The sequence below is a fragment of the Streptomyces sp. A0958 genome, assembly GCF_004795035.1.
In the GTDB taxonomy this organism is placed as follows: Bacteria; Actinomycetota; Actinomycetes; order Streptomycetales; family Streptomycetaceae; genus Streptomyces.
On sequence record NZ_SSBK01000024.1, the window covers coordinates 95,694 to 107,368 of the forward strand.

The window sequence follows — 11,675 nt, forward strand, 5'->3', positions numbered from 1 at the left end:
GATGATCACGTGGTGAGCGGGACATCTCAGCATGTGGTATCAGCGGGGTGTTTCCGGGCTGCTCGTTAAACTGAGCCGACCGCAGTAATGGACTGAGCGAGGAGCGCACGTGGGCCTTGTCGTGCAGAAGTACGGAGGCTCCTCCGTAGCCGATGCCGAGGGCATCAAGCGGGTCGCCAAGCGAATCGTCGATGCCAAGAAGAACGGCAACCAGGTGGTTGTCGTGGTGTCAGCGATGGGCGACACGACGGACGAGCTGATCGATCTCGCCGAGCAGGTATCCCCGATACCGGCCGGGCGTGAGTTCGACATGCTGCTGACCGCGGGAGAGCGGATCTCCATGGCACTGCTGGCCATGGCGATCAAAAACCTGGGCCACGAGGCCCAGTCGTTCACCGGCAGCCAGGCAGGCGTCATCACCGACTCGGTCCACAACAAAGCGCGCATCATCGATGTGACGCCCGGCCGTATCCGTACGGCGCTGGACGAGGGGAACATCGCGATCGTCGCGGGGTTCCAGGGTGTGTCCCACGACAAGAAGGACATCACCACCCTCGGCCGCGGCGGGTCCGACACCACAGCCGTCGCGCTCGCGGCAGCGCTGGACGCCGAGGTCTGCGAGATCTACACCGACGTGGACGGCGTCTTCACCGCCGACCCGCGGGTCGTGACGAAGGCCCGTAAGATCGACTGGATCTCCTTCGAGGACATGCTGGAGCTGGCAGCGTCCGGCTCCAAGGTGCTGCTGCACCGGTGCGTCGAGTACGCACGCCGTTACAACATCCCGATCCACGTCCGCTCGTCCTTCTCCGGACTGCGCGGCACCTGGGTCAGCAACGAGCCGCAAGGGGACCAGAAGGTGGAGCACGCGATCATCTCCGGAGTCGCCCATGACGTCTCCGAGGCCAAGATCACCGTCGTCGGCGTACCCGACAAGCCGGGCGAGGCCGCCGCGATCTTCCGTACGATCGCGAACGCCGAGGTCAACATCGACATGGTGGTGCAGAACGTCTCCGCAGCCTCGACGGGCCTGACGGACATCTCGTTCACGCTCCCGAAGGCCGAGGGCCGCAAGGCCATCGACGCCCTGGAGCGCAACCGCGGCGTGATCGGCTTCGACTCGCTGCGCTACGACGACCAGATCGCCAAGATCTCCCTGGTCGGCGCGGGTATGAAGACCAACCCCGGTGTCACCGCGGGCTTCTTCGAGGCGCTTTCGGACGCCGGTGTGAACATCGAGCTGATCTCGACATCCGAGATCCGCATCTCGGTTGTCACCCGCGTCGACGACGTCAACGAGGCCGTGCGCGCCGTGCACACCGCCTTCGGCCTCGACAGCGACTCCGACGAGGCAGTCGTGTACGGGGGCACCGGCCGATGACCGCACGCCGCCCTTCGCTCGCGGTCGTCGGCGCGACCGGGGCGATCGGTGGCGTCATGCTCCAGATCCTCTCGCAGCACGCGGACATCTGGGGCGAGGTCAGACTCGTCGCCTCACCGCGCTCGGCCGGCCGCAAGCTGGTCGTACGCGGTGAGGAGAGCGAGGTCCTCGAACTCACCGAGGACGTCTTCGACGGCATCGACGTGGCGCTCTTCCTGGTGCCCGCCGAGGTCTCCGCACGCTGGGCCCCGCTCGCCGCGTCCAAGGGCGCCGTCGTCATCGACGACTCCACGGCGTTCCGGACGGACGGTGACGTTCCGCTCGTCGTGCCCGAGATCAACCCGCACGCGGTACGGATCAGGCCGCGCGGCATCGTCGCGAACCCGAACTGCACCACGCTGGCGCTGATCGTCGCGGTCGGCGCCCTGCACGCCGAATTCGGCCTGCGAGAGCTGGTCGTCTCCTCCTACCAGGCCGTCAGCGGCGCCGGACGCGACGGCGTCGCCGTGCTGCGGGAACAGCTGTCGATGGTGGCCGGCACCGAACTCGGTACGAAGCCGGGCGACGTACGACGCGTCGTGGGCGACACGCACGGCGGCCCGTTCGCCGCGCCGGTCGCGCTCAACGTCGTCCCGTGGGCCGGGACGGAGGCCGGGGACGGCTGGTCGTCCGAGGAGCTGGCCATCCGCGACGAGTGCCGCAAGATCCTCGACCTGCCGAACCTGCGGGTGTCGGCGACCTGCGTCTACGTACCCGTCGTCGCCACGCACTCGATGTCCGTGCACGCCCGCTTCGAGAACGACGTCGCGGTCGACCGGGCCCACGAGATCCTGGCGACCGCACCCGGCGTGGTGCTGTACGACAGCCCGGGCGCCGGTGACTTCCCCACCCCGTCGGACGTGGTGGGGACCGACCCGACCTGGGTCGGCCGGGTCCGGCGCTCGCTGGACGACCCCCGGGGGCTGGAACTCTTCGTCTGCGGCGACAATCTCCGCAAGGGCGCGGCACTCAACGTGGCCCAGATCGCGGAGTCGGTGGCCGCCGAATTCCCCCGGCCCTGACCTGGCACGATCACCGTGTTCCGATCGAACCTGTTTTGTGCGTTCTGTGAACGGTCTGTGAGCAACTCGCTGGTCTGAACCTCTTGAGCTGGGGAGTCGCCGTGACCGACGATGACCTTTCGGTTCGTTGCAACCGTGGGCCGGGCGCCAGGCGTCTAAGCGGTCACTTCTTGCGCGGCGGGGCGCATGTGCGGGGCATCTGGGGAAGAACGGGTTCGTATGAAGGCATATCGCAGGACCTCAAACGCGGTGCCGTATGCGTACAACCCTGACGGGGGGAAGCGTGTCCAACTGGCGTGGCAGAGGTTCTCGATATCACAGTGGTGGGCCCCTTGCGCGGCGCTTCGGTGCGACCGCTCCGACGGGCCCGTACAACCGGCGGCATGCCGGTGATCGCGCCCATGCCCGCCGCGCGTCACACGGGGCTGCCGTCGCAGCGCGAGGGCGCTGAAGAGAGCGTGGCAGCCGGAACCACCGTCGACCATCTCACCGAAACCTACCGCGCCCACTACCGTTCGCTGCTGGGCCTCGCTGCCCTGCTGCTGGACGACACGGCGTCCTGCGAGGACGTCGTGCAGGAGGCGTTCATCCGCGTGCACTCGGCACGCAACCGGGTCCGGGAGCCCGAGAAAACCCTCGCGTACCTGCGCCAGACCGTCGTCAACCTCTCCCGCTCCGCGCTGCGCCGCCGCATCCTCGGGCTGAAGCTGCTCTCCAAGCCGATGCCGGACATGGCGAGCGCGGAGGAGGGCGCGTACGACCAGCTGGAGCGGGACGCCCTGATCAAGGCGATGCGCGGCCTGCAGAGGCGACAGCGCGAGGTGCTGGTCCTGCGCTACTTCGCGGACATGACCGAGGCCCAGGTCGCCGAGACGCTGGGGATATCCCTGGGCTCGGTGAAGGCGTACGGGTCCCGCGGCATCGCGGCACTGCGCGTGGTGATGGAGGCGCAGGCATGAGCCGGCGCGGCGACCACCACGACCACGTTCCTGAACAGGACCTGCGGCTCGGGGACGGAAGCGGCCCCAGTCGTGGGCCCTCGCGCGGGCCCACGCGAGGGCCCACGCGAGGGCTGCCGACTGACCGGACTGGAAACGGAACTGTGAACGACGGGCCGGAGAACGCCCCGCACGCGGGCCGCGACGAGGCACCGGACGCGCGTCCCGCCGGGGACAGGATCGCTGGGGGCAGGTCGGCTGGGGACAGGTCCCCTGGGGACGGGATCGCTGGGGGCAGGTCCGCCGGGGACGGTGACACCGTGGGCTTCGCGAGCCCGGCCGACCTGTTCGGCGGCGGCGGCGGTCCCTTCGGCGGTGGCGGCGGCCCCCTCGGCGGCGGCGACCCCTTCGGCGAGGGCGACGGTCTCGACGAGGACGCGCTGCGCCGGATGATGCACGGCGTGGTGCAGGGCATGGAGCCCAGTGAGGGCAGCCTCGACCGCCTGTACCGGGCGGTGCCCGCCCGGCGCGCCCGCCGACGGCAGGCCCTCGTCGGCGCGGCGGCCGCGGCGCTGCTCATCGGCACGGCGATCCCCGCCTTCGTCCACGTCGCCAACTCGAAGGGCTCCAGCACCGCGAGCCCCGCCATCGCCGGCCACGGCGAACAGGCGCAGGGCGGCAACGGCGACGCCCCCGGCACCGACTCCGGCAACGGGAGCGGCGGCGACGGTGGCGACGGGCAGCACAACGGCGGCCCGGGCGTCCCGCAGAGCACCGTGAGCCCGTCCGACAGCAGCGGCCAGGGCATGGACGGCGACGCGACCGGTGCCTCCGCCGATCCGGCCGTCAGCGCGGAGGGCGTCATGCCCGCGTGCGACCCGGGGCAGCTCGGCGTCAAGTCGGCCAGGACCGGCGCCGCCGGTGCCGACGGCACGGTGTACGGGGCCTTCCGCATCGCCAACGTGTCCAGCAAGGACTGCTCGGTGAGCAGCAGCGGCACGGTGGGCTTCGAGGCGATGGGCGCGGCCGACCCGACCAGGATCGAGGTCGTCCGGCACACCGAGGGCGATCCGGCGTCCCGCCTGCCAGACCCCGCCACCGAGGAGGCCACCGTCCTGCTGAAGCCGGACATGGTCTACGAGGTGCAGTTCGCCTGGGTTCCCAAGGACACCTGCCCATCCACCGGCGGCACGCCCTCTCCGACGCCGACGGAGGGCGCGGCGGGCAGCGGCAACGGCGGCGGCACGGCCGGGTCCACCGCGGGCAGCGGTACGGGGGAGAGCGAGGCGGGTACGGAGACCCAGTTCGGCACCGCGGACGGCGGAGGGGCCGCACAGGGCAGCATCTCCGTGCAGCACACCCCGGAGCCCGGTGCACCGGTCGCCACGACGAAGATCGACAACGCGTGCGCGGGCACGATCTACCGGACCGGCGTCCTGGAACCTTCGCCGTAAGGGTGTATGGGCGTAATGGCGTATGGGCGTGCGTAAGAGCGCGTAATGGCGTAGGGGCGGGGCGGGGGTGACCCGACTGGTGGCGACCCGACCGGGGGACGACCCGACAGGGGGACGATCGGACCCGCACCCCAGTGTCCGCCCCGGCTGCCCGGCTCAGGCATGGGAAGGGGCCTCCGTGTCGGGGACCAGGCCCAGCGCCAGGTCCCTGGCGGCCTCGGCCTCGCGCCGGAGCAGCCGGAACCACATGAAGACGACGAACGCGGCGAAGACGAACCACTCACCCGTGTAACCGAGGTTCTGGAACGCCTTCAGGTCGAGCCCACTGCCCTCCGGCACGGTGGCCGGTACCGGACGCAGGGCGGTCGCACCGTCCTGCGCGGCACTGCCCGCCGCATCCGCCGACGCACCGGAGGTCCCAGAGCTGTCCGAAGTCCCGGAGGAGCTGTCCGAGGTCTCGGAGGAGCTGCCCGAGGTTTCGGAGGAGCTGTCCGAGGTTTCGGAGGAGCTGTCCGAAGTCCCGGAGGAGCTGCCCGAGCCGCCGGTGTCGCTCGTCTGCAGCGTCACCCACGCGTCGTATACGTCGTACGACACGAGGTTGACGAGCGACGCCGCGCTGATGATGCTTACCTGGCCGTCGGGCAGCCCGCCCGTCGCGTCGACCCCGGCGGTTCCCGCGCTCTCCGAGGCCTGGAGGTCGCCGGTCACCGTGACCCGGCCGGTAGGCGCGGCCGGTACCGGCGTCTGCCCCGCCCTCCCGGGCAGCCAGCCGCGCACCACCGGCAGGGCCTTGCCGCTGTCGGTCCGCAGCATGTCCAGGACGTAGAAGCCCTGCCGGTCGTCCAGCTTCCGGCCGGGCACCAGGAAGCGGTCCGCGTACCGGCCGGTCGCGGTGGCGGGCCGACCGGAGGTCTCCGTGTCGACGGGCAGCAGCGCGTCGAGCGGCTTGGCGGCCCGGGTGCCCGGCGCGGGCTGCTTCTCGGCGGCCTCGTGCGTGTGCACGCGGTCCTCGAAGCGGCCGAGCTGCCAGGTGCCCATGAACACGCAGAACGGGATGGCCAGCACGACGAAGAGGTTGATCCCCCACCATCGCGGGGTCAGCAGGAACCGGTACACCCCTCCACGGTACGGTCCCCGCTCCGGCCGGACGGAGCGGGGGCACCCGAAAAGCCGCCCCTTATCCAGGCCCTACGCGTCGCCCACCGGCTCCCCCTGACCGGGCCCGCCGGGCCCACCGGGGCCCTCGGGACCGACCGATTCCGCCGGGCCGACCGGGTCACCCGGCCCGGCGGGCGAGATCCCCGCCAGGTGGCGCCGTGCGAAGTCGAGCTCCAGCCGGACCTGCTTGATCCGCTCCTCCACGACCAGTGAGCCGTGCCCCGCGTCGTACCGGTAGACCTCGTGCACCGCGTCGCGGTCCTTCAGCCGGTCCACGTAGTTCTCCACCTGGCGGATCGGGCAGCGCGGGTCGTTGACGCCCGCCGAGATGTAGACGGGCGCCCGCACGGCGTCGACATACGTCAGGGGTGACGAGGCCTCGAACCGCTCGGGCACCTCCTCCGGCGTCCCGCCCAGCAGCGTGCGGTCCATCGCCTTCAGGGCCTCCATCTCGTCGTGGTACGCCGTGACGTAGTCCGCGACGGGGACCGCCGCCAGACCGAGGGCCCAGTCGCCGGGCTGCGTACCGAGGCCGAGCAGGGTCAGGTATCCGCCCCAGGAGCCGCCGGCCAGGACCAGCTTCGCCGGGTCCGCGAGGCCGGACTTCACCGCCCACTCCCGCACCGCCGCGATGTCCTCCAGCTCGATCAGCCCGACCCGGTGCTTCAGCGCGTCCGTCCACGCCCGTCCGTAGCCGGTCGAGCCGCGGTAGTTGACCCGGACGACCGCGTACCCGTGGTCCACCCAGGCGGCGGGCCCGGCCGCGAAGGCGTCGCTGTCGTGCCAGGTGGGGCCGCCGTGGATCTCGAAGACCGTCGGGAACGGCCCCTCGGCCGGAGCCGCCGGGCGCTGGACGAGCGCGTGGACCCGGCCGCCCGGCCCGTCCACCCACACGTCCTCGACCGGCACCGAGGCCGGCGCCTTGACTCCCGGCGGGTCGAGCACCACCGCACCGGTCGTGGAGCGGACGACGGGCGGCTCCGCCGCCGACGACCACAGGTACTCCACCGTCCCGTCCGGCCGGGCCGTGGCGCCCGAAACCGTGCCGGTGGGCGTCTCCACCCGCACCAGCGCGGCGCCGGCCGCGGCGGGCTCGTACCGCCACAGCTCGCTGCGGGCCTCGAAGCCGTGCTCGATCAGCAGCGCGGAACCGTCCGGATACCACTCGGCGCCCACATCGCCCGGCAGGTCGATGGCGAGGTCCGTCTCCGTGCCCGCCACCGGGTCCCAGATCATCGGCTCCCAGCGCCCGCGCCTCTGGTGCCCGACCAGCAGCCGGGTGTCCCCGTCGACCGGAGCGAAGCCGAGTACCGCGAGGCCCAGCTCCTTCGTACCGCCCTCGGTGTCGTCCAGCTCCGCGACCGTCGTACCGTCCGGCCGTACCACGCGCAGCGCGGAGTGCATCGCGTCCCCGTGCTCGGTGTGCTCCAGGGCGATCAGCGTCCCGTCGTAAGACAGGTCGCCGACCCCCGCCGACTCGCGGTGGCGGTAGATCTCCACCGGGGCTGCGCCCGGCCGTACGACATGGACCGTCGTGCCGTCCTCGTCCGTCGAACGGCCGATCACCGCCGTGTTGTCGCGGCCGATCGCGAGACCGGCCGGGTAGGACGCTTCGAGGCCGGGCGCGGCGGGCTCGACCCGGGCGTCCACACCGCCGTGGAACGGCCGGCGCATCCACACCCCGAACTCGTCCCCGTCGGTGTCGTTGAACCACCACACGGCCTCGCCGTCCGGCGTCAGCACACCGTCCGTCGTCCCGTTCGGCCGGTCGGTCACCTGGCGCTGCTCCCCGGTCGCCCGGTCCCACGTGTACAGCTCATAGGTCCCCGTCGCGTTGGAGACGAACAACGCGCGGTCCGGCGCGTCCTCGGCCCAGTCGGGCAGCGACACTCTGGGAGCCCGGAAACGCTGCTCCCACGGCGGGGCGGATGCGGTCGTCGACGAACCAGTGGCCTCAGTCATGTCCCCATTCTGCGTCGGAGGGCCGACAATCCGTTCGCCTCGTCCTCAGCCTGTGGATAACCTCGCGGGATGTCCACCGCTCCGATACCTCCCGTGCCTCCCGACTGGCGCGAGGCCAATCGCAGGATGTGGGATGAGCGTGTGCCCATCCATGCAGGCAGTGACTTCTACGACCTCGACTCCTTCCGCGCGGGCAAGGACTCCCTCAGACCCTTCGAGCTGGCCGAGGTCGGTGAGGTCACGGGCCGGACGCTGCTGCACCTGCAGAGCCACATCGGCCTCGACACCCTGTCCTGGGCGCGGCACGGCGCCGCCCAGGTCGTGGGCCTGGACTTCTCGGAACCGGCCGTCGAGACCGCCCGCTCCCTCGCCGAGGACCTGGGGTTCGGTGCCGACCGCGCGGCATTCGTCGCCGCCGACGTGTACGACGCGGCCCAGGCGGTCCCGGACTCCTCGTACGACATCGTGTACACGGGCGTCGGTGCGCTGAACTGGCTGCCCGACATCGACCGCTGGGCCGAGACGGCGGCCTCGCTGGTGGCGCCCGGCGGTTTCCTCTACCTGGCGGAGTTCCATCCGCTCACGGACTGCCTCGACGACGAGACGGGTTCGCGGATCGTGCACGACTACTTCAGCCGCGAGGCATGGGTGGACGAGACACCGGGTACGTACGCGGACTTCGACGCGCCGACCGTCCACAACCGGAGCGTCGAGTGGCAGCACCCGGTGGGCAGTGTGGTGTCCGCGCTGGCCGCGGCGGGCCTGCGGATCGAGTTCCTCCACGAGCACGACGTGTCGCTCTTCGCACGTTTCCCCGTGTTGAAACGCGGCGCGGACGATTTCTACCGCTACCCGCCGGACCGCCCCCGCATCCCGCTCATGTACTCGCTCAAGGCGACGCGCCCGGCATGACAGAGGTGCGGCGGTGCCCCACAAGGAAACCGGAACGCCGCCGCACCTCTTCTGCTTCTCCTTCTTCTTCTGCTGCTTCTTTCCCCTACGCCGCAGAGCGGAACGCGGGCAGATAGCCGCCCGACTGCCCCTCGGGCTTGGGGTGGTACGAGTCGTAGACGGGGATCGAGAGGCTGTGCAGCCACGGGTCGCCGGAGCACAGCTCGTGCCCGGTGAACTCGTCCGCGACCCCGGCGAAGGTGAGCCCGGCGTTCGCGGCCTGCTTGGCGATGACGCCGTTCAGCACGTCGGACGCGTTGTTGATGGCCGTGCGCTCCTTGTCGGAGAGCCCGGCGACGCAGCTTCCGCCGACCTTGTAGAAGCGCGGGTAGCCCAGCACCACGACGTGCGCCTGCGGGGCCTTGGAGTGGATGGAGTCGTACAGCGAACCCAGTCCGGACGGCAGGGTGTTGTTCATCTTCCCGACGGCCGCGTCCACGGCCGCGAGGCAGGCCGACTCGCCGGACAGCACACAGTCCTGCATGACGTCGGCGAACCCGACGTCATTACCGCCCGCCGTGACGCTCACCAGCGAGGTGGACGAGCTCAGCGCCCCGAGCTGGCCACTGGCCACGGTGCTCGTGGTGGCGCCCGAACAGGCGACGAAAGCGAATGAGGAAGGGGAGTTCGCCTCAGCCCAGAGGTAGGGGTAAGCCTTGGTGCTGCGACGGCAGTCACCGCTGTCGGAAATGTAGCTTCCCGCGCCGACGCCGGACGAGTACGAGTCGCCCAGGGCGACGTACCCGCCGGCGGCGGCCGAGGAGGATGCCGAAGCCGGCTGGGCCACGCCCAGAGCGGCTGCGGCGGCGAGGAGCAGAGTGGATGCGGACGCCCAGAATCTCCGTACTGACATAACTGTCAGCCCTCCGAAGTGTGGGGGGTGGGTGGGGGGTTGAGTGAGCGTCCCCTGTTCTAGCAGCTACCGGTACCAGTCGGTAATGGCTCTACGAGAACCCGCCCGAATTACCCGAATAGTCGCTCGCGAGCCATAGCTTCGCGCGTAGATAAACCTACAACTCCCCCTGAAGTAAAGGTTTTACGACGATCGGCTCATCACTTCGCAGGCGAGTGGGGCGGCCTGCCCGACGGGAGGCACGCTGCGTACTGACGTCGCGTCACCACATCTCCGCCGTTCACCAGATGGAGGGAAGTGAAAGCTCATCCGTATTCTTCGACGGACCGAACGGATACTCTCCGTTACATCTGGTCGGGGGAGGGGCCGTCCCGTTCAACGGGAACGGCCCGGGCGGCAGTGACGAGACCGGGTGGCGCTCCGGTCTCGTCACTGCCTCAAGGGCTGAGGGGCCACCAGAGACAGAGAGGTACCGCTCACGATGCAAGCCATCCTTCGTGCGACGGGCGTGGAGCTGTTCTACGGCTCACAAAGGGGGCGGCGACGACCTCCCCCTCCTCGCGAGCTGCACCGCCAGAACCCCGCGCACCGCCGCCCTGGCCTCACTTCCCCTCGCCCGCCGCCACGTCGACCCCGAACACATCCGATGCGACTGGCCAGGCAGCGCGACAGGACCCACAAACCCGGCTCCCCAACGGCCCCGGCTCCCAGAATGGGCCCGGCTCCCAGAAGGGGCCCGGAAACCACTCAGGGGCCCGGAAACCACTCAGGGGCCTGACCCGCTTTCGCGGATCAGGCCCCTGACCTGGTCTTACGGCTGTCGGGGTGGCGGGATTTGAACCCACGACCTCTTCGTCCCGAATGAGGGTCGGGCGGGATCGACACCTGCGAATCCTGTAAAACTGCAGGTCAGGTGATTGGTCTGAAGTGGCGCGGAGAGGTTCCGGTTGGCCTCTGAGGGTAGATCATCTCCCAGGAATCTCCCAGCGAGGGGTGCAGTGCTCTCGAAGCCGTGGTTCCGAGCTGCGTAGCGCAAGTAAATTTGCTCGATTTTCTCTTTCGGCTGTGTTGCCCAGTCATCTGACGCACGAGAGCCCAGGGTTCCCGGCGGGAAGCAGCTTCACCTGTCCAGCCGGAACACGTAGTGGGCGGTCGGCGGCGGCGTTCCACAGGACCACGTTGCCTTCGGCGACGCCGAACGATAGGTAGGGGGTGCTTGGTACAAGCGTGCCACCCTGCTCGTTCAGGGCGTGAACCGAGACTGTGGGACGGACGCAGACCCAGTCCGCTGAAATACCGAAATACGGTGGGGCCTTGGTGTGATGAGTTGCTGCTCGTTTCAGCTTGTCGGCCGCATGCTGCGGTGACGCGAAGGTCCACTCGGCGGCTGTGAGCAAGCCAAGGGCGAGGAAGAGTGCGGCCAGGGTGCCAGCGGAGACGCTTCGCGGCCGTATGAAGTGAAAGTAGCGCAGGACGCCCCAAACTGCTGCTATGAACAGGATCGCCGCAAGGGTGGGCCACAGCAGTTTCACCGCCGAGATGAGCTGGTACGCCCCGCTGACCGCCGTCTCTTCCGGTGACAGAGACAGCTCGTCCGCATAGCCGTCCTGCAGGATCCTCCCGGTAAGGGGCAGCGCCGCCACGAGCAGTGTGGCGAGTAGGGGAAGCGCCGTCGCGGCCAGTATCTGCCATCGCCAGCGGCGCCCCAGCAGGATCAGACCAGTCACGTAGAAGCCGATTGCTGCCGTCGCCCAGGTGGACCGGGAGTCGACGCCGTCGAAGAGCCCAGGTGAGGTTCCCCCGAGATGCGAAAGATGCTGACAGCGGGTCAGATGGGTGTCATGAGAGGAGCCCAGACGATGCCTGCCCCGAGAAAGTACCCGCTGGAGTTGCGTGAGCGTGCGGTCCGGATGTACC

Annotated in this window: 8 protein-coding genes and 1 pseudogene; 5 read left to right on the forward strand and 4 right to left on the reverse strand. The window is 69.9% G+C overall.

Annotated features, from left to right (window positions below; all coding sequences use genetic code 11):
* Positions 1-109: 109 nt before the first annotated feature.
* From E6P78_RS22655 to E6P78_RS22670, 4 genes are all read left to right on the forward strand, one after another.
* A complete protein-coding gene (locus E6P78_RS22655) occupies positions 110-1,381 on the forward strand; it encodes an aspartate kinase (RefSeq protein WP_136205464.1) in 1,272 nt (423 codons plus the stop codon).
* On the forward strand, positions 1,378-2,442 hold the full coding sequence (locus E6P78_RS22660) for an aspartate-semialdehyde dehydrogenase (protein ID WP_136205465.1): 1,065 nt from the start codon (positions 1,378-1,380) through the stop codon (positions 2,440-2,442). Before E6P78_RS22655 ends, E6P78_RS22660 begins: the two co-directional genes overlap by 4 nt.
* Before the next feature lie 383 nt (positions 2,443-2,825).
* Entirely contained in the window at positions 2,826-3,401 is a 576-nt protein-coding gene (locus E6P78_RS22665; protein ID WP_136205466.1) for a SigE family RNA polymerase sigma factor, read from the forward strand.
* Between the two features lie 299 nt (positions 3,402-3,700).
* Positions 3,701-4,834 (forward strand): hypothetical protein, encoded by a 1,134-nt coding sequence (locus E6P78_RS22670; protein WP_346765599.1) that lies wholly within the window; start codon positions 3,701-3,703, stop codon positions 4,832-4,834.
* Between the two features lie 156 nt (positions 4,835-4,990).
* Here the strand turns inward: E6P78_RS22670 and E6P78_RS22675 are convergent, their stop codons facing one another.
* Entirely contained in the window at positions 4,991-5,950 is a 960-nt protein-coding gene (locus tag E6P78_RS22675) for an SURF1 family protein (protein WP_136205467.1), read from the reverse strand.
* A 72-nt stretch (positions 5,951-6,022) separates the two neighbouring features.
* Positions 6,023-7,954 carry a prolyl oligopeptidase family serine peptidase gene (locus E6P78_RS22680; protein ID WP_240799325.1) on the reverse strand — a complete coding sequence of 644 codons (1,932 nt, stop codon included), beginning with the start codon at positions 7,952-7,954 and terminating at the stop codon, positions 6,023-6,025.
* A gap of 69 nt (positions 7,955-8,023) precedes the next feature.
* Here E6P78_RS22680 and E6P78_RS22685 point away from each other — a divergent pair, with 69 nt between their 5' ends.
* A complete protein-coding gene (locus E6P78_RS22685; RefSeq protein ID WP_136205468.1) occupies positions 8,024-8,866 on the forward strand; it encodes a class I SAM-dependent methyltransferase in 843 nt (280 codons plus the stop codon).
* Between the two features lie 85 nt (positions 8,867-8,951).
* Here the strand turns inward: E6P78_RS22685 and E6P78_RS22690 are convergent, their stop codons facing one another.
* Both E6P78_RS22690 and E6P78_RS22700 read right to left on the reverse strand, forming a co-directional pair.
* A complete protein-coding gene (locus tag E6P78_RS22690) occupies positions 8,952-9,758 on the reverse strand; it encodes an SGNH/GDSL hydrolase family protein (protein WP_136205469.1) in 807 nt (268 codons plus the stop codon).
* Between the two features lie 1,076 nt (positions 9,759-10,834).
* Positions 10,835-11,675, reverse strand: a pseudogene (locus E6P78_RS22700) (hypothetical protein); the annotation flags it as partial.

Coding starts and splice junctions, on each gene's coding strand:
- E6P78_RS22685 (WP_136205468.1), top strand. CDS start 8,024: ATGTCCACCGCTCCGATACCTCCCGTGCCTCCCGACTGGCGCGAGGCC.
- E6P78_RS22665 (WP_136205466.1), top strand. CDS start 2,826: ATGCCGGTGATCGCGCCCATGCCCGCCGCGCGTCACACGGGGCTGCCG.
- E6P78_RS22680 (WP_240799325.1), bottom strand. CDS start 7,954: ATGACTGAGGCCACTGGTTCGTCGACGACCGCATCCGCCCCGCCGTGG.
- E6P78_RS22690 (WP_136205469.1), bottom strand. CDS start 9,758: ATGTCAGTACGGAGATTCTGGGCGTCCGCATCCACTCTGCTCCTCGCC.
- E6P78_RS22660 (WP_136205465.1), top strand. CDS start 1,378: ATGACCGCACGCCGCCCTTCGCTCGCGGTCGTCGGCGCGACCGGGGCG.